Raw genomic sequence first — 18,165 nt, forward strand, 5'->3', positions numbered from 1 at the left:
GCGTGACACCCAGACGGGGCACGGGAACCTGCTACCTGACCTGTCCCAGAGGCAGTAGCAGTACGAGGAGCGACTCAAGCGACCAAGCCCCGGAAACGGTCCGATCTTTCTACGCCGCCAGGGTGAGTACTACCAGCGCTGCAGATCCTTGCGTAGCCGGTCGTACCAGGCCCGTCGGCGCTGAGCGGTGTCTGACGGCTTCTCGCCGAGCGCGACCACCTGGTCGGTGACGCTGTAAGTGAGGCGATACAGCAATACTTCAGTGGCGGTCTCCAGCCACTTCTGGGTGGACCTGGCTGGCGGTGCTGAACCGAAAACGGTGACGAACCAGGTGGGCAGGAGGGCCCGTTCGTGGACCGCATCGGCAAGACGGCTGCGCAGTGCCAGGGTGAGGCGTTTTTCGGCTCTGGCCCCGGCGGCCATCACCGACTGCTTCTCGGCGCGGGTTTTGGCGTCGGTGGCCAGGGCGTCTTCGGCTTCCGCAGCCAGAGCTGCCTGCCGGTCGAGATCCTGGCGCAGGCGCCGCTCCACCATGACAGCTTCACGGAGCTTGTCGGCGGCCTCGATGCGGGCGCGGGAGCCGAACCTGGTCGAGAGCAGTGCGCCAACCGCATCGGTGACCGTGGCTCGGTGTGCACGGAGCCTTTCGGCGCTCTCGCGGTGATACCGCAGCCGGTGCTGGAAAGTGGAGCGCTCGTGGTCGCTGAGCAGCAGGCCGCGGGCCTGCCGGCCGCGTTCCATGGTGCGAGCAAGGTCGTGCTGCTCCTTGGGGAAGGTGTCCAGATCCGCTTGCTGTGCACCGCCGGATGCCAGGAGCTGGCCTTCCAGGAGCCGCACGTGCTGCACCAGGCGGTTAACGGCCTGCTCGGTGTCGTCGACGCGGTCACGGAGCTCTTCGTCGACTTCCTCGATCTTCGCTTCGCAGCTTCGGATGTCACTGCGGATACTGCCCAGCTCGTGATCCAGGTCCTCGGTGTAGCCGAACTTGCGCGACAGGCTCCCGTATTCACCCTCCAGGTCATCGATCCGGCTGTCCAGATCCCGGATGCGGCGGTCGACGTCCATCACTTCGCCCCCTGCTGGCTGCTGCCTTCCGAGGCCACGCCGACCACGACCCAGCCGGCCAGGACGGCGATGGTCCACCAGGCGGAGATCGCTCCGAGAGCGACCAGCGCCACCAGCAGGCACAGCACGTGCAGCCCGATCGCGATACCACGCTGCAGCTTGTAGCCCTCCGTGGTCACTGTGATCGACCAGCCCATCAACGTGCCGATCAGATGGGGTATGAGCAGCACAAGCCACCAGGCCGTATGCCCGAGGACAAACAGTGAGGTGATCAGCGCGACCGCGATCCCGCTCTGACCGCGCCAGGACCACTTCACGACCTGTGCTGCGCGCTCCCGCTTCGGTTGCGCCAAACGGGCGGGAAGAGTTCGCTCGAACTCCAACACCTTCTCGGCACCCGCCACGAGCTGCTCGTACAGATCATCGAACGTCGCGTCATCCGGGTCGGCTTGCCTGATCCGCGAATGGCGCACGCCCAGATCCTTGATCATGTCCCGATGCCGCTCGCGCAGCCCACGCTCGCTCTCTGGCACACTCTCCCCCTCGATCACGCGTCGTAGTTACCCACACCGATCAACCCCCCAGACATACAGCCGTACAGACGGCCGAAAATCTCCACTGACAGGCGCTCACGGCTGTCAGGTACCTACTCAAGGCTGTGCCGTCGTCAGGGCCGGTGTCCGGTGCGCCAGGCGTGCCACATCGCTCGGATCTGGTGCAAGTGATGGGGATCTCTGAATTCGGCCAGGGGTACTTGTTCGCCTCACTCGGTCCGACGCTCAACTTAGGGGGAGTGTCAACGATCGTCGCGCGCGTTGTCGGCCAGGGGCACCCACTCATGAAACGTGTGGGCCATGCCGGCCAGCCAAGGGCGCCTGCGGCGGCGCTACGCGCTGGCCGCCGGGCCACGGGGTAGCCGTATCGTCCGCCGCAGACACAACGAATTTCCCTGACCTGGGGCGATGCCGCTCGGAGCACTCTGTCGTCTGGGCCGCTCTGCCCGCAGCCCTTATGACGCCCGGTTTCGCTATTCCGGCATGAAGGTCGGCGCTACCGCACCGTCGTAGGCCCCACAGCTTGACGCCGGTCACGCTCCGGCGGGCAGCTCTGCGGTACATGTATGCGTGCGTGACAGGATAGACAACCGGCCTTGTCCGTCCGGCAGTTCGGGGCAGAGGTAGCACATGAGAAACGGGGAAGGGGAAGCCTGGTGAACAGCTTCAACAGGGGGATCTACAAGGCCGAATTCGCACTGAAGTGGGACCCGAGTCCGATGGGGCAGCCGCCCTCCCATCTAGACATCGTCGCTGCTGCCTACCTCGCGGGGGAGCCGGACGGCGAGCCCGCCTATGTGGTGCACTTCGACAGCCGCTCCCCCGACGGCACCATCTACCTCAACCGGGACAGCGAGGACGGCAAGGGCTTCGGCTGGGACGAGGTCATGACCCTGGAGCTCGGCCGGCTAGACGTCCGGTACGCGCGCGTAGTGGTCGGTGTCGTCATCCAGCAGCACTCGGCGCACCGGACCTTCGCCAACGTGCTCAACCCGCGTCTGCGCGTCCGCGAGGGCTACAACGTCCTGGCCGAGGACGACTTCGGCGACGTCCTCGGAGCGACTGCGGCGACCGTCGCGGAGTTCGTACGCGACGAGTCCGGCGCTTGGAGCTTCCGCCCCGGCCTCCATGGCGTCGAGGACGGCGTACATCGCCTCGTCGGGCACACATCTCCCGGACCGGAGAACGATCCGGACGACGACTGGCCGCAGGAGTCCTGATCCGTGGGTGACATCGCCAAGGGCGTCCTTGGGGGCGGATGGGCATTGGTCGTCGGCTGGGTGCTGCCTACCGCGCTCAATCTCGCGGTCTTCTTCCTCGCTGTCGCCCCCAGTCTGCGGCGGACTGCAGCCATCGAGCGTGTCTGGCCTGACTCGGCTAGTCAGACAGCTCTGCTGCTCCTGTGTGCCGCCGTTCTCTTCGGCATCGTGCTCAATGCTCTCCAGACCCCGCTCTACCGGATCCTTGAAGGTTATCTGCTGTGGCCGCGCGGAGCGTACGAGCGTGGGTGTCGGCGACAGCGAGCTCTCAAGGCGAAGATCGCTGATCTGATTACCCAACCGGAAGGCCGTACTCCGGTGCAGCGTGCACTCCTCAACGAGCAGTTGGCACGCTATCCAGTGGACGACGAGCAGCTCGCCCCGACCCGGCTCGGCAATGCGATCCGTCGATTCGAGGAGTATGGCCACAACCGCTTCCGCCTCGACACTCAGGTGCTTTGGAACGAGCTGAGCGCCGCTGCACCCGTGCAGGCGCGCCGACAGGTGGAAACGGCGCGTACCAGCGTGGACTTCTTCGTGGCATTGCTTTACGGGCACGCGGTAGTGGCGGCGCTTGCCCTTCTGGCTATGACGTCATCCGGGGCCGAGCGGCCCCTGCTATTCGTCACTGCAATCGTGGTGGGTGCGCTCGTTCCGCTGTGGTATCGCTGTGGCGTGTACGCCACTGATGAGTGGGCCGCCGCAGTGCGAGCCATAGTGAACTTGGGCCGCAAACCGTTGGCCGACGCGCTCGGACTCGTGCTGCCGCCACAACTGTCCGAGGAACGCACCATGTGGCAGCTCGTTACCCGGATGTCCCGGCGTCCCTACCGGGATGCAGCAGACCTGGCGTTCGCGCCATACCGGGCCGCGCCACCAGATCCGACCTGCCCACTGCATCCACCGACGCCAGGCCCGGGTGCGTGACGCGAGCCTTCGAGGGGGCGTATCGAGTCGTGATCACGAAGTGGTCCTGCCGAACGGTGACGCCGCGCCACGCAGCCCGTGCCCCAGACCGGCATGAACGCCCCCGCGAACATCACCCTGTGCCGCAGCCGACACTGACTGATCAGCGTCGGCTACCTCTGAAAGGAGACGGGGACGCCGACGGCGAGGTGTCGTATGGGTGGGGAGATCCACTGAGCAGATGTGGGGTCACCTCCGAGTAGGGGGGGGCCGTTTTCAGAGAGCCCCATCACAAGTGCTCCTCCTCGTCGGCGTGGGCCCAGTGTCCCAGCAGAGACGCAGGCGCGAGGTCCGAGGGCGACGTCGGCGCCGAACTACGAGCACGCCACCGGCCCAGGGAGGCGCAGCACCTCCAGGGCTCCGAGCACGTCCAGTCGCTCGCGTCGGCCGGCGCCTCCGGGTAGTCCCGCATGTGGACGACCAACCGCTACGCCCGGCCGTCCTGGCCGTGGTCCGCCTGCTGCACCTTCCACGCCCGCCCGTCCGCGCCCTCCGTTTCCGCCATTCCGTGGTGCGGATTCACGTGGGCATCCCCTTGATGTCAGTGGTCGCATTTACCTTTCTTTCGGACATATCAGTCATAAAGGAGGGTGATCATGCGGCACCGAACACTCGGTGGCGGTGACGGAACGGACTGGGTTACCGAAGGATGGGCCGACACGGGGCTTGCTGCGGAGGACCCGAGCCGCCCATTCGGGTACCTGCTCAGTCCGAGGCGGGATCAGTACGCCGGGATCATGGCGGTGCTGGAGCGGTCCGTCGATCAGCTGACCCCTTCGGAGGTGGCCTCAGCTCTCGCAGCGGAGGGCATCCACCTGCCGCTTGCTGTGGTGGTTCAGCGTCTGCGTGCGCTGAGTGAAACGTTCCTGGCCGCGTCGGGTCGGCCGGACTCCGATATCGAGCGCTGGCAGGAACTGAACGGAGCTCGCTGGCGCTACAGCGCGACACCGAGGGGCCGTCAGGTGCAGCGGCTGTGGGCGCAGATGGTCGCCGAGGGCCTGGTGCAGCAAGAGATCCCCCTGGACGGCCTGTCCCGGATCCGTGAGGTCCTGGCTGGCATGGCACGTGACGGGCTGGGTGAGGTAGAACTGGCGCAGATGGCCGGACAGGTCTTCGTCGAGCACGACCACCTTGATGCGGCGCTGGTGGGACAGGCTGATGTGCTGGCGCAGCTTGCCGACCGATTCGACCTCGATGCCCAGGCCACAGCCGAGCTCAAGCAATTGATCGTGGAGTACGCCACGCACGTGGTGGCTCATCTGGACCGGGCCGTGGCCCTCATCCATGACCAGCTCCTCCGGCTGCGCCCGCGATTCGGCGAGTTCGCGGCCACCCGGCAGCGGCAGTCTCCTGCCGCACAGCTGGTGGCCCGCGGCGTGCTTGCGCCAACCCGGGGTGGGGACGTGGCGGACTGGGAGCGGCTGCTGGGCTGGTTCTCACCGGGGAAAGGCAAGGCCGCGCGGTTCGGGCTGCAACTGGTCCGGGCGATCCCGATGATGCATGCCAATCTGCGGCGGCATCAGGCTGTAGTCGGGCCGCAGACGTTGCGCGCGAAGGCGTTGTCGCTGGCGATGGCGTGTCAGGATCCGGCGCACGGCACGGCGGTGCTGCGGGCCTCGCTGGGGGACCATCCGTGGACCAAGCTGCACACCGTGGCCGAGGGCGAGGACGGAGATGTCGTCTCCTGGCATGACGGGCCGCGTGTTCCCGCCTTGGCGATGCTGCGGGCGACCGGGCAGAGCGGGCCGCGGGGGAAGGCGGCGCGGCGCAGGCCCCGGGAGGGAGCCGCGCGGGAAATTGCCGAGCTGCGTGCTGTTCGGGAATCCGAGCGACGGGCTGCTGTCGCGGAGGTGCTGGCTGGTGGTGGTCCGTTGTCGGAGCGGGCGTGCCGGGCGGCGTTGAGAGCGGTCGTGGCCGCGGTCAGGGCCCAGGATTCGGAGGATCCGGAAGGCAGGCGAACGGGGCAGGTTGACGGGCTGGGATGCACGCTGACTGCGGCTCAGCAGGTGGTCGGGCGTGTCGAGGGGGTCCGGTGGTCAGTGCTGGTCCCCGGGCGGCGGATCGCGTTTCACCCTCCGGCCGTGGCGGCGGCAAGCGGGCGCGCACCGAGCCTGCCGGGCAGCACTCGCGCCCGCCGGGGCGTCACTGTCGTAGTGGAGGCGGCCCGGTGACGGCCTCCAGCAGGATGCAAGCCGGCCTCGGATGGTCCGGCGACGAGCAACAGGCCATCGCACTCCTCGCCCAGCGCCTGCAGGTGCGGACGTGGCTGGTCGGCGGGCGCGACGACGAACTCATCGAGGCGGTGCACCGGCATCTGCCTGCTCTTCGCCGACTGCTGGCCCGGGTGGGCTGCACGATGACGGTGGAACCGGACCTGGTGCGGGTACACAAAACCGCGGGTCTGCGGTGCGGCCGGATCAGGCAGGGGGCCTCGCCGGAGGGAATGTGGCTGTGGCTGACCGCCGCGGTGCTGGAGTCGATGCCGTCCAAGGCCAAGCTCGGGCAGGTGGTGGCAGCGGCACGCGCGGCCGCGGCCGAGGTGGAGATTCCGGTCACCCAGTCCAGGGCCGAGCTGCACGCCCTGCACGCCGGGCTGAGGATGCTGTGCGATCGCGGTGTCCTTGAGGAGGCGGACGGGCGCATCGAGGCGCTGCTGGAGGGGCAGGAGGATCCCCCTGTCCTGCTGCGTGTGCATCACACGCGTCTGCTGCATCTGCTGCCGCGCGACGTCGCTGTGGACGAGCACGGGCAGTGGCTGGCCGACCCTGCCGATGACGCTCAGGGCTGGCTCGAGCAGCTCACGAAGCCTGGCGACCCCGGGGTCCGGGTGTGCGCCATGCTGGCGGACCAGGCGGTGGTCCATGCGTGCGATTTGGACCCTGAGGAGCGGCACTGGATCAGCGTCCGGCTCGCCAGCGACGGTGGGGCCGTCGCGGAGGCTTTCGGGCTCCGCCTGGAACACCGGACGGAGGGTGCCGCCTTCGTCATGCCTGAGGAAGCCCTCACCGCTGGAGGCTTGCTGGGCCCGTTCCGCTTTCCGCACCGTCAGCGCAACGGCGCGGGCACCGTCCGGCACGCCGCGCTGCTGCTCATCGACTGTCTGACGGCTGAAGGCGAGAGGGACGGGACCATGGCGCCGGGCCCCGGCTGGTGCGGGGCACCGGCGGCCGTAGTGGTGAACCGCCTGGGCGAGATGGCGGCACGACACGCCGGGTGGGCTGCGGAATACCGGACACAGCCCGCGCGCCTGGCCGACCATGTCCGCGGATTGCTGGAGCAGGCTGACCTGCTGCGAGTGACCGACGGATACGAAGTCTGGTGGTGGTTGTCGCCTGCCGCGGCCCGCTGGACCGTGGTGGCGGACCAGCCCGTGTCCCCCTCGCCCGGCTCCCGCCTCGAGGAGACCTTGTGATGAACCTGGTGAACGCTGCCCCTGACCGCTGGGCCCGGCGCTGGCACCTTGTAGGTGCTGGTGTGGAGAACGTCTGGCATTACACCCGGGAAGTGCTCGACTGCCCCTCGGGCCGCCTGCTGAAGCGTGGCGCCAACGGCACGGGAAAGACCACGCTGTTGGAGGCGCTGTGCCCCTATCTGCTGGACCCGGTCGCACGCAACCTCAGCTCGGGAGGGAACCGGCAGACCAGCCTGGAGTCGCTGATGAAGGGCGGCAACCCGGGTCGGCGTCGCTTCGGATATCTGTGGCTGAGCTTCAGCCCGCCCGAGCAGAAGACGGACGGAGTCACCGACACCAGCGTCGTCCACTACGGCGTCCGACTGGAGTACACGCAAGGCTGCCAGCCTGCTGTGGAGCAGGTGTTCTTCTCCACACCGACGGCTCCAGGGGCGGATCGCGATGACTTCAGCGAGCTGAACCGTGAGGAATTCAGAGCCTGGGTGGCGGACTGCGGCGGTCAGGTGTTCACCAGCAGCGACGACTACGTGACGGACCTGGCCCAGCGGGTTTTCGGGTGCGGCGCGAACACGCTGAAGCAAATCGCCAAGCGGATCAGGAAACTGCGCAATCCCGGGCTCTTGGCAGGCATGAGACCCGCCGACGCCGAGCTGGAACTGCGCGAGGTGCTGCCCAGGGTCAGCCCCGATGTGGTGCGGGTGACCCAGGAAGCTCTCGCGGCAGCCGAGGCGACGCGCCAGCGGTATGTACGGGCTGAGAAGACCACACTGCTCCTCAACGAGTTGTGCGCTGCGTGGACGCAGACCACTGCCCGGACCACGCTGACGGCGGTCGACGCCGCGCTCGCCGGGGCGCGCGCTGAGCAGGACGCCAAGGACCTTGCCGAACGGAGCCGGACGGATGCCCAGGCCAGCGCGGCCGAACTGCATGAGCTGACCGCGAAGGTAGAGGAACTGACGGTCCTCGAAACCGAGACCGGCAGCCGCGCCCAAGCACTGGCGCGTGACGCCGCATCCAGCGACGTGGCCCGGGCCCGTGAGACGGCCAAGCACCACAGCGCCGCACACGAACAGCACTGCGACCTGCTGCAGGCGCACCTGGACAACGCACAGTCGGCCGTATCGCGGCTTGAAGAAGCGGTCACCGCCGTAGACCAACTCGCGGCCTCCGTGGCGCGCAAGTGCGCCGATGCCGAAGTGCCGGTGCTCGTCACCGCACCAGTGTCGGTGAGCCGCGCGGCCGGGGCCGCAACGGTCATCGGGCATCGTACGTTCGGCCCGCTGCCCACGATCGCGGCAAGCATCGATCAGGCAGCCGTGGAGGAGACCGTCAAGGAACTCAACGAGGCGCGGCATCGGCAGGTTCAGCGGCGTGACGACGCCCGGGTCCTCGTCCTGGCGTACGCCGAGGTCGAGGACAAGGAACGACAGGCCCGGGAGGTGCGCGGGCGGGCTGAGGAGGCCGCCGAGCGGGCCGAGCAGGCCCGGCTGCGCCACCAGAGCAACCAGGACCTGGTACGCGACCAGGTGATCACGCTGGCCACGAAGGTGCAGGAGTGGGCCGGGCTGGTGGGCAGCACGCTGATCACGCCGCGGCTGGATACCGCGCGGATCGCTGCCCAGGCAGGCGCTTGGCTCGAGGAAGCGGAGTTCGCCGGAGTCCTGTGCGACGCAGCCGCTTTGAGCCGGAGCGTGACATCCGAGGTCGGCAGCAGTGTCACCCGGGCTCGTTCACGGGCCGAGTACTACGCGGACCAAACTTCCCAGGTGCGCAGCTTGGCCGAGGAAGCAGCCGAGCGTGCCCGGCGGTGGCGTTCGGGCCGGCTGCCCGCTCTGCCGACACCGGCCTGGCTCGAAGCGGCGGACGAGACTCGTGCCTTCGCCTGCGCCGTCGACTGGAACACCCACCGCGTCCCGCCCGGACCTGCCCGCAACACACTGGAGGCGGTCATCGCCGCCACCGGCCTGCTGTCCGCCGAACTGACCCCCGAGGGCATGGCCCACGACGGCACCTGGATGGTGCGCCCCGACGGGCCGGCCCTGCCCGTGGACCGGTCCCTGGCATCGGTCCTGTCCGCGGTTGAGCACCATCCGCTGAGCGAGGTGGCAGCGGCCGTCCTGCGACGGATCGTTTATGTTCCTAGCGCCAGCCTCCCGCCGGACGACACCGGTCAGGACCGGACCGGTCTGGTGATCGGCGCAGACGGCACCTACCGCACAGGGCCCGTCGTCGGCCGCCTGCCCAGCGGCACTGGAGCGCGTCTCGCCTCCCACATCGGCATCCAGGCCCGACGTGCGGCCGCCCAGCGCGAAGCCGCCGCGGCGCAGCGCGAATGTGACCGCCTGCAGCGTACGGCGATCGGCTACCTGCGTGCCGCGCACCGCCTGTCACAGTTTGCTGATCAGGTGGAAAGGCTCGCCGACCGCTTTCCCCACCCGCAGGTGGAAACGGCATCCCAGGCCGAGGCCACCCGCGCGGAAAGCGCCCAAGCCGAGTACGACGCCCGCACTCACGCAGCCCGCAAAGACCGGCTGGCGCAGGAGCAGGAGGCGGAGCACCGCACCGCGTTGAACCAGTGGCGCGCCCAGGCCGCGGCAGGCGGCCTGCCCGACACCATCAGCCTGGCCAGAGCCGAGGCCGAAGGAGCCGAACGCCGGGCCGCTGTCCTGGGCGAGGCAGCCGAGGAGATGCGCGGCATCGGCCGCCTGGTCTGCCGAGTCGAAGAGACAGCCGCGCCTGTCACCCAGACCAGCGCGCAGGTGGAGGACAGCCGACGTAAGGCGCTGTCGAGCTACGGGCACGCCCGCGAGGCCGCCGCTGCGCTGGAGGCATGCCGACAGCGCAGCGAGTTGAGCGAACTGGACCTGGAGCGGGAAGCCGAAGCCGCCCGGCAGGCCCACCAGGACGCCAGGCATCAGCTCAAGGCAACTCGCGCCCTGCTCGATGACGTCATCGGAGCCGAAGCCGAGGCACGCCAGGTCCACGTTCATGCGACCAAGCGGCTCAGTGAAAGCCAGCCCGTGGCCGAAGCGGCCCTGGCACGCGTGCACGCTTTGCTTACCGTCGACGGGCTGTGTGAAGCGCTCGACTGGCCGGCCGATGCCGAGGGCGGCCACGATGCGGACTGGCTCACGCGGCTGCGGTCACACCTGGTCGATGTGAAGGAAGCCCCACGCCTGCTGGAGGCCTGTGCGGACGACCTGCGGTTGCACCTGGCCGACGAGGCGGAGGACGGATGGCGTCTGGGCTATACCAGCGTGCCTGAGGGTGTGCCGGCCCATCAGCTCACCCTGGGCGGTCGGCGGTTCTCTCCTCCGGCCGCCGCCCGGGAAGCCGCTGCGCGCCGCGCAGCGGCCCAGGCCGCCTATAACGCGGCGGATGCCGAAGCCCTGGAGCGCTTCATCCTCGGGCGGATTCCCGCAGCGATCAGCACGGCGTGGGTCGAGCTGCAGGACTGGGTCGGCAAGGTGAACGGGCAGATGGCCCTGGCGGCCGCGTCCTCCGGTGTCGGTGTGCAGATCGATGTCAGCCTCCGTCCGGACCTTTCCCCCTCGATCGCGACGATCCACGAGCTGACCTGCACGGTCGGCGACGCTGACCGCACACCGGAACAGCAGCGCCGCATCGGCGAGGAGCTCATGGCCGTCATGCGGCTCGGCCAAGACGAAGCCGATCGAGGTGCCCCGCGCCTCGCGGCGCAGGCCGACCGCCTGGCGGAAGCCGTCGACATCCGCACCTGGGTCACAGTGAAATACCTGATCACGCGGACCGACGGCAAGCAGGAACGCTGGGGCGCCCGCGGCGTCACCATCTCCCAGGGGGAAAGCAGACTGATCGTCCTGGGCCCGATGCTGGCCGCCCTCTCGGCCGAGTACCGCGAACTGCCCGGCCATGCCGCGCGGTTGTGCGCCCTGGACGAGGTACCCGGCGAGATCGACGAAAAGGGCAGAGACGGCATCGCCGCCTACACCGCCAGCCTCGACCTGGACCTGATGTGCACCAGTCACCACTGGGACGGCTCCCCCGGGGCCTGGGACGGCATCGACATCTACGACCTGGAAAAGTCGACCAACGGCATCGTCATCGCCTCCCCCATGCACGTCTACACCCACCAACTCCTCGAAGCCACCGGCAACCTCCTCCCCCAGCCGTCAGCGCCCGTTGAACAGCCAGCACGGGAGACGCCATGACCACCGGCCTGTGTCCCGAGCAACTGTGCGATCGGGCCTGCCACGGCGCCGACCTGTCCTCCCTGCTCGCACCGGACCTGGTGTGGCTGTGGGAACAGATCGGCCAACGGGCCGACCAGCGCGGCGATCCGGCCATGACGAGCCGTACCACGACGATCATCGCCCCATCCTCGGCGGCCGCCCGGGCGGGCGTCCTCGGCCTGCTGGGCACACGCGTGCTGCGGCCCGGACAGCACCGACGCATCGACTTGCACGAACTCACCCAGCATCTGCGTCGTCACGGCCCGGCACTGACCCCGGGCAGTATCGCCGCCCACGCGCTCGGCCGGCCGGTGGGACAGCGCACCGCAGACAGAGCCCGCCACACCGCGCGCCTCGCATCCCTGCGGCAGCTCAGAAACCGCCTGTACCAGGCCCTGCCCGCGCGTGCGCCGGTGCGCCCCGTCGATGAGGGCTGGGAAGAGCTGCACCGCATCGGCCGCGTCGCGCGCGTCACCCAGCACCCCGCCCCGGAGAAACTCCTCAGAGCCTGCGCCGCCGTCCTGCAGCACCTACCGGCCTCCGGGCGCATCGACCGCCGCGTCCTGGCCCACGCCGCCGCTGGTGACCCCCACGCCCTCGATGCTGGCAGCGACCTGGCCGGCCTGGTCCTCGCCGAAGCCACCGCCAGCGGCCTGATCGATCCCGGCACAGCACGGCGCGAAGCTTGGGAACAGCTCGGCGTCACCCTCGACATGCTCACCGGCGGCCTGCTCAGCCTGGGCCTCCGCCCCCGCGGTTGGCACGTCCCCCTCGGCCACCCCCTCGTCCTGACCCCATGGACTCTTCAGCGCGTCACCTGGCCCGCACCGGACAATGACGAGCCCGGCTGGGTGTTCATCACCGAAAACCCCTCCATCACCGCCGCGGCCCTGGATATCGACACGGTCCCGGTCCGGCTGCTGTGCACAGTCGGCACGCCGTCCCGCACGGAACTTCGGGCCGTGGCACAGCTGGCGGCCACCGGATGGCGCATCGCCGTCCGCGCCGACTTCGACGCCGCGGGCATCGGACACGTCCGCGCCGTCCTCGACACCGTCCCCGAGGCGCAGGTCTGGCGCATGGCGGCCGCGGACTACAGCGCGAGCCTGCACCCAGCTCCGTTCGAGCCAGCCGCCCTCGACACCGACCGCCTCGCCCCCACTCCATGGGCTCCCGCTCTGGCCACCACCATGCGGCAGCACGGCAGGCCCGCCTACGAAGAAGCGCTCATCGACGAACTGCTCACCGATCTACGCGTCGGCCGCCCACCGCCAACCGCTCCAGCCGGCGGCCTCGGCCCACGAGCCCTGCCGAAGACGTAGCTGCCCCCAAAGCCGCCCCGCGATCCGCCCCACCTCGTGGAGCCGTTATGTCCTGCCCCCGCCATCCCGTACCCGTCCCCGCTCACGACCTGCGCCACGGCCCCCGGCAGTGGACCAGCGCCTTCACCACCGTCGTCGACTCCCAGCCGGTGGTATGCGTGCGCCCCTTGGACACCGACCGGCCCAGCTGGAGCATCTACACCCACCCGTGCCTCCGCCCGGAGGACTACCTCGGCACCCTCCACGCCAACACCGCCCCCGACACTCCGTGGTGGGTGCAGAGGGCCCAGGAGCGGCACACGAGTTTCAGTGATGCCGTACGCAGCCTGCGCCGCCCCGACGACTGGCAACGCCACTGCGACCGCGTGATCGCCTGGGCCCGGGCGGCACTGGCCGATCCCCACCTGCTGGTCATCGACGTGCAGACCACCGGACTCGACGCGCCCTACGCCCTCCAGATCGCCGCCACCGACCGGCACGGCAGACAGGTCCTGGACCACACTCTCAACCCTCAGTCCGTCATCACCGCCGCCGCGACCGCCCTGCACGGACTCACCACCCACGACGTCGCCACCGCCGCAACGTTCAGCTCCCTGCTCCCCCGCATCACCGACGCCCTGCACGGCCGCCGATGCCTCGCCTACAACATGCCCTTCGACCGGCACGTCATCGAACGAGAACTCAACCGCCACTACGCCCGGCCCAGCGCCGTACAGCGCTGGTTGCAGCAATGCCGATGGGAGGACGCTTTGGCCCCCTACGCGACGTGGCGAGGCCTGTGGTCGGCGAAGCAGCAGGCATACCGGTACCAGCCACTCGGCAGCAGATACCACGCCCTGACGAACTGCCGTCTCCTGCTGGCACGACTCAAGACGATCGCCAACAGCACTCGGGCGTAACCACAGCATGGCGCCAGCCAGGGCCGGTTCCGGCCCTGGCAGCCGGTCCTTGCAGGACCGCAGCCGCCGTCGCGCGTGCCGGGCGTTGAACGCCCGTACACGGGCCGCGAGCAGGGCTTGTCGTTGCTTAAGAGGAGACTGCTCAGCGCGTGCTGCTACCTGAGTTCGACGGAGTACGAGGCGCCAGGAAACTCCCATCCGTCGGTGCCTTCGCCGATGTCAGCCACGATGACGTCGTCGATGAAGTGGTCCTCGAAGTCGTCGTCGGTGAGCTCGCCGGCCAGCCAGAGTTCCTCGATCTCGCTCCAGTCGCCCCTGCTGCCGTCGATACGCAGGGGCGCTGCTCGGCGGTTGCCGCGCTCGCGTTCGTCGTCGCCTGTCCTGACGACGCCGCTGATCTCGAACTGGCCCCTCTTGACGTGGTCGGGGATCGGATCGGCGGGGACGATGGCGGCGTTCTCGTAGGCGGTGTGGATGAGGTCGCGGTAGCTTCGGCGGATGTTGTACTCGGGGTCGGACAGCCAGTTGATCAGGGTCCTGGTCGTCACGTGGAGGCCGGCGTCCTCCAGGGCCTGGTAGCCGCGGTGGGTTGCGGTGAGCTGGCTGAGCTGGGCGTGCCAGTGCTTGGCGGTGTATGAGGACAGGCGGTGGCGGGGGGTGACTTGGGAGCGCAGGAGGTTGTTGAGTGCGGCGCCCAGGGAGTTGCCGCGGCCTGTGGGGCCGGCCATCAGTCGTCACCTTCGGGGATGATCTCGCCGGGCTGGATGAACTTGGCCTTGACTTCGCCGAAGCCGGTGCCGATCCGGTATGTGGCGGGCGGTGTGCGGTCAGGCGTCCAGAAGACGGCGGCGTCGACGTTGCGCAGCGCGAGGAGCGTGTGGCCTTCCTGGACGGCCCTGAAGGCCACGCTCCAGTGCCGAACGGAGGCCTCCGCGACCATGCTCATGCGCCAGTCCGGCCGCCAGAACGGGGAGCGCTGTTCGGCGCGCTTGGGCCACAGCAGGCGCAGCGCGATGGACAGCCGGGTCTTGTATGCCTTGTAGGGGTCGCCGCCGACCTGGACGAGTTCGGTACGTGCTTTGCGGGTGGCCTCGTAGAAGGGTTTGAAGAGGCTCTCGTTGGCCTTCCCGGTCCAGGAGTCGTGGATGACCGGCGCGGCGTTGAGGTGGCCTTCGCGGAGGAGCTTGTGCAGTTGCTTGATGTGGGGGGTGGTGACCCAGACGCGGCCCTGATCGTCGGGCCGCTCGATGATCCGCCCCAGAGGGTGGGGCATGTCGGTGCGGGTCCACTCGGGGATGTCAATGAGGTAGATGCCGGCCCGGGTTTTGTCGAACGCTTCGAGCGGGCCGGTGTGCAGGAGCTTGTTCGGGGCGAGGGGGACGGCCGAACAGGCGGAGGGGTAGCTGCCGTTGCGGTCGATCAGGCATAGCAGGCCCTCGCCGAAGGAGTCGGGCACGTCGAGGTGGTCGCGCCGGACGCGCTTGCCGTTCGTCTTGGTGTGGGGTACGCGGGTGAGGGTGACATCGGGGTGGACCCAGCGGGGCTCGCCGTCCATGTCCTCGCTGATCAGCGGCCATGGGACGCTGTCGCGTTCCTCCAGGCGGATGACTGGGATCGGGTGCATTTTCGAGCGGTCGACGGCGTCCTTGAGGATCCTCAGGGCGGGGAAGACGTGGCCCTCGGGCTCGTCCTCCTCATCCCCCGGCGCCAGATCGTCCTGGCTGTCTTCCTCGTCCTGCGCCACGTCGTCCTGGGCTTGCCCACGCCTCGTCGGGGCGTGGACTTTGGCACCGGTGGCAGCGGCCTGCCCGGCATCTGCGGCGGCGTCGGCGGGCACTGGCGTGCTGTAGGCCTTGAGCGCGGCGGCGAGGCGGTGTCCCTCGGCGGTGTCCGGCATCCGCGAGACCGCCGAGGCGGCCTGGAGCAGCGACGGCAGGATCTCCTTCAGGGCTTCCTGGTCGCCGCCTGCGACTGCGGTGCGCCATGCTGCCAGCTCGTGGGTGAGTGCGGCGGGAATGCCCTGGTGTCCGCCGGATGTGTAGGGGAGAGCGGCTTCGGCCAGTTCCAGAGCGGCTGTTCCGCCGGTGACCGGCGAGGGCTCCGGGCTGTGGGCGCGGGCGAGGGGGGTGGCCCCGGCGTCGAGGAAGCGGGCGTGGAGCAGGTCGGGCTGCAGGTACGCGGAGCCGATCGTGCCGAAGTCGCGTTCTGTGACCGTCACGTGGACCTTGGCAGGGTCTGTCGTCGCTGTGAGCGTCACCAGGACGTCGGCGTCCAGGAGGCCCAGGAGTGTGGGGTCGTCGCTGTCTACGACGGCGAGCACCGGTACGTGCAGGGTGCGCGCGAGGCCGGCCAGGACCTGGGAGGCATCGGGGAGACGGTCCCCGGACAACGGCAGGCGGGCGCTGGGGGCGGCCTGGAGCCGGTCCACGACCACGAGGGCCAGGCCCTCCATGTGCGGGGCGGTCTGGGCGATGTCGTCGGCGGTCAGGTCGCTGCCGTCATCGATGAGAAGCACATCGCCCGCCTGGACCAGCTGGCGGGCGATCTGCTGCTCGTGCTCGGTGAGGCGGCCCTGCTTCAGGCGCGGGTAGTCGCCCCCGGTCTCTGCGGAGATGATCCGTCGGAAAATGTCGTCGCGGTTCGGTCCCGACGCCGCGTAGAGGACCGTCTCGTGGTCGACGAGCGCCGTCTTCCGTGCGGCCGCGAGCCCCAGCAGGCTCCCACCGACGCTGGGTCGGGCCGCCACGAGTGTCAGCTTGCCCGGCTGCAGACCGCCCGTCGCGGCGTCCAGGCCGGGCAGCCCGAACGTGGGGCCGCCGACCGGGCCGTCGGTGAGCACGGAACCGATGGCGTCGCCCAGCGTGGCGAGCCTGCGCGGCGCGCTGCCGCGATCCTGATCGCCTTGGCTGTTCACCGCACCTCCTGCGGTCGCCGCGCCGGGATGCGCGGCCGTATCGGACGAGAGGGCACCCGAGGTGGGGGCGGCAGGGAGCAGCACCGCGACCGGCGTGGTGTTCCGCCGGAGCACCTGCGGCTGGCCCTGAGCCGCCCGTGTGATGAGATCGCCGAAGTCCTTCTGCGCCGCACTCAGCGCATGGGAGGGGAATGCCCCGGCCTTCCGCGCTGCCGGAAACCGGTCCAGCGGCGCCAGCAAGGCGCGATCCTCCCGCTTGTGGATCAGTGTGGTAACCCCGTCTTCCTCGGCACGCTTCACCAGGGCGTAGAGATCCTTGCGGGCTTCGGTCGCATTCATAGCGGTCTCCGCCTGCGGTGACTGACTCACTCACCCTCCTAGGACACTCAACTCTCTATCATGGTACCAGAATCCACTCACCTGCCGAATCATAGTCATACTCTTTTTTGAGATTCTCACTCACTCGTGGGTTCTTCGGTGTGTGTTGACGGCAAACTCGCCGTCGGCAACGACGGGCAGATGCACGGCACAGCGAAGGACAGGACCGCCAGCCCTGCCCGTGGCCATCCGGGCCAGAAGTCGCCCTCACCGCACCCTGGAGCTGCCGAGGGGGCGGCTGGTGCGGCCAGGAACACCGGGGCCGACTGTTCAGCGCCGGGCGCCGACACTGCCGTAGCTCTCGGCTCCACCGCCTCCAATGCCGTCGCCCCCGGCCCGCAAGGCCCGGCAATACACGGTCGGGATGACGCCGAGCTTTGGGCAGTAGCGACCTGAGGAGACCTTGTCGATCATCCGGATTCCGTGCCCCGTACGCTCGTCCGTCAACAGGCCGACGTAGACGGAGAGGGTGCATGGCAGCGGACAGGGAGACACGCGGGCTTGCGCAGGAGCCGACCGAGCCGCCCAGCCAGGCCGGGAACGCTCCTCCCCGACGCCCTACGGGCCCGATTCACTGGTTTCTGTTCAACAGCGCGTGCGTGGCGGCCTCGGTGGCCCTGATGTGGTTCGCTCCGGTGGTGCCCCTGCCGGGCTTCCTGCGCGGCCCGGCCTTTGTCACCGCCGCGCTGGCGATACCGCTGGCGCTCGTTCTGGTGCCAGCCCTCTTGCTCCGCCACGTCACTCATAAGAAGCCGCCGAAACTGGCCATCGGGGCGCTCACCGTTGCCCTCACCGCTGCAGTCGTGCTGGCGGTCATCACCCGAGAGGCCGGCGAAGAGCGGGGCCTGGAGAAAAGGGGCCGGTGGACCGAGGCCGTCGTGGTCGACGTCGACAACGGCAAGACCGACAAGTGCACGCTCCGCACCCGCGACGGCCGGGAGATCTCACCTCAGATGAGGGACGGCTGCGACCCGAAACTGGTTGAGCCAGGCGACAGACTGCGCGTGCTGTACGACCCCAAGGGAGCAGCTAGTCCGTTCGAGGACACCGAAGTGGACTTGGACCCAGGCGCGTACAAAGGGATCATCGGCGGCCTGGCAGCGTTGATCGTCGCGACAGGCACCTGGGGCTGCGTACGGGTGAGTCGAGGGGAGAAGTAGACGGAGACATGCCCTGGAGTTCGGC

12 protein-coding genes are annotated in these 18,165 nt (G+C 69.1%); 8 read left to right on the forward strand and 4 right to left on the reverse strand.

The window, feature by feature from the left end:
* Positions 1 to 129: 129 nt before the first annotated feature.
* Together ABZ016_RS12830 and ABZ016_RS12835 are read right to left on the reverse strand one after the other, a co-directional pair.
* Positions 130 to 1,065, reverse strand: coding sequence for a hypothetical protein (locus ABZ016_RS12830; protein WP_356916602.1), 936 nt, complete (start codon positions 1,063 to 1,065; stop codon positions 130 to 132).
* Positions 1,065 to 1,616: a hypothetical protein gene (locus tag ABZ016_RS12835; RefSeq protein WP_356916603.1), complete on the reverse strand. Its 552-nt coding sequence runs from the start codon at positions 1,614 to 1,616 to the stop codon at positions 1,065 to 1,067. The genes ABZ016_RS12830 and ABZ016_RS12835 overlap by 1 nt, the downstream gene beginning before the upstream one ends.
* A gap of 659 nt (positions 1,617 to 2,275) precedes the next feature.
* On the opposite strand from ABZ016_RS12835, the gene ABZ016_RS12840 reads away from it, so the two are divergent.
* From ABZ016_RS12840 to ABZ016_RS12870, 7 genes are all read left to right on the forward strand, one after another.
* Complete coding sequence (locus ABZ016_RS12840; RefSeq protein ID WP_356916604.1) at positions 2,276 to 2,839, forward strand: TerD family protein; 564 nt, start codon at positions 2,276 to 2,278, stop codon at positions 2,837 to 2,839.
* Between the two features lie 3 nt (positions 2,840 to 2,842).
* Positions 2,843 to 3,805, forward strand: a complete 963-nt coding sequence (locus tag ABZ016_RS12845; protein WP_356916605.1) for a hypothetical protein — start codon at positions 2,843 to 2,845, stop codon at positions 3,803 to 3,805.
* 635 nt (positions 3,806 to 4,440) lie between these two features.
* On the forward strand, positions 4,441 to 6,015 hold the full coding sequence (locus tag ABZ016_RS12850) for a DUF2397 family protein (protein ID WP_356916606.1): 1,575 nt from the start codon (positions 4,441 to 4,443) through the stop codon (positions 6,013 to 6,015).
* A complete protein-coding gene (locus ABZ016_RS12855; protein ID WP_356916607.1) occupies positions 6,012 to 7,256 on the forward strand; it encodes a DUF2398 family protein in 1,245 nt (414 codons plus the stop codon). The genes ABZ016_RS12850 and ABZ016_RS12855 overlap by 4 nt, the downstream gene beginning before the upstream one ends.
* Positions 7,256 to 11,446, forward strand: a complete 4,191-nt coding sequence (locus ABZ016_RS12860) for an SbcC/MukB-like Walker B domain-containing protein (protein ID WP_356916608.1) — start codon at positions 7,256 to 7,258, stop codon at positions 11,444 to 11,446. Before ABZ016_RS12855 ends, ABZ016_RS12860 begins: the two co-directional genes overlap by 1 nt.
* Positions 11,443 to 12,789 (forward strand): DUF2399 domain-containing protein, encoded by a 1,347-nt coding sequence (locus ABZ016_RS12865; RefSeq protein WP_356916609.1) that lies wholly within the window; start codon positions 11,443 to 11,445, stop codon positions 12,787 to 12,789. Before ABZ016_RS12860 ends, ABZ016_RS12865 begins: the two co-directional genes overlap by 4 nt.
* Positions 12,790 to 12,836: 47 nt before the next feature.
* The gene (locus ABZ016_RS12870; protein ID WP_356916610.1) at positions 12,837 to 13,688 is read left to right on the forward strand and encodes a 3'-5' exonuclease; all 852 of its coding nucleotides are present in this window, start codon (positions 12,837 to 12,839) and stop codon (positions 13,686 to 13,688) included.
* Positions 13,689 to 13,843: 155 nt separating this feature from the next.
* Here ABZ016_RS12870 and ABZ016_RS12875 read toward each other — a convergent pair whose 3' ends face one another.
* Positions 13,844 to 14,416 (reverse strand): hypothetical protein, encoded by a 573-nt coding sequence (locus ABZ016_RS12875; RefSeq protein WP_356916611.1) that lies wholly within the window; start codon positions 14,414 to 14,416, stop codon positions 13,844 to 13,846.
* Positions 14,416 to 16,941: a type II toxin-antitoxin system prevent-host-death family antitoxin gene (locus tag ABZ016_RS12880; RefSeq protein ID WP_356916612.1), complete on the reverse strand. Its 2,526-nt coding sequence runs from the start codon at positions 16,939 to 16,941 to the stop codon at positions 14,416 to 14,418. Before ABZ016_RS12880 ends, ABZ016_RS12875 begins: the two co-directional genes overlap by 1 nt.
* Before the next feature lie 512 nt (positions 16,942 to 17,453).
* Here ABZ016_RS12880 and ABZ016_RS12885 point away from each other — a divergent pair.
* Positions 17,454 to 18,140, forward strand: a complete 687-nt coding sequence (locus ABZ016_RS12885) for a hypothetical protein (RefSeq protein ID WP_356916613.1) — start codon at positions 17,454 to 17,456, stop codon at positions 18,138 to 18,140.
* Positions 18,141 to 18,165 lie beyond the last annotated feature (25 nt).

The organism is Streptomyces sp. NPDC006372, assembly GCF_040612515.1.
Taxonomy (GTDB): domain Bacteria; phylum Actinomycetota; class Actinomycetes; order Streptomycetales; family Streptomycetaceae; genus Streptomyces.

Excerpts from the sequence above, each read along its gene's own strand:
- ABZ016_RS12860 (WP_356916608.1), top strand. The coding sequence starts at position 7,256 with ATGAACCTGGTGAACGCTGCCCCTGACCGCTGGGCCCGGCGCTGGCAC.
- ABZ016_RS12865 (WP_356916609.1), top strand. The coding sequence starts at position 11,443 with ATGACCACCGGCCTGTGTCCCGAGCAACTGTGCGATCGGGCCTGCCAC.
- ABZ016_RS12870 (WP_356916610.1), top strand. The coding sequence starts at position 12,837 with ATGTCCTGCCCCCGCCATCCCGTACCCGTCCCCGCTCACGACCTGCGC.
- ABZ016_RS12880 (WP_356916612.1), bottom strand. The coding sequence starts at position 16,941 with ATGAATGCGACCGAAGCCCGCAAGGATCTCTACGCCCTGGTGAAGCGT.
- ABZ016_RS12850 (WP_356916606.1), top strand. The coding sequence starts at position 4,441 with ATGCGGCACCGAACACTCGGTGGCGGTGACGGAACGGACTGGGTTACC.
- ABZ016_RS12875 (WP_356916611.1), bottom strand. The coding sequence starts at position 14,416 with ATGGCCGGCCCCACAGGCCGCGGCAACTCCCTGGGCGCCGCACTCAAC.
- ABZ016_RS12830 (WP_356916602.1), bottom strand. The coding sequence starts at position 1,065 with ATGGACGTCGACCGCCGCATCCGGGATCTGGACAGCCGGATCGATGAC.
- ABZ016_RS12885 (WP_356916613.1), top strand. The coding sequence starts at position 17,454 with ATGGCAGCGGACAGGGAGACACGCGGGCTTGCGCAGGAGCCGACCGAG.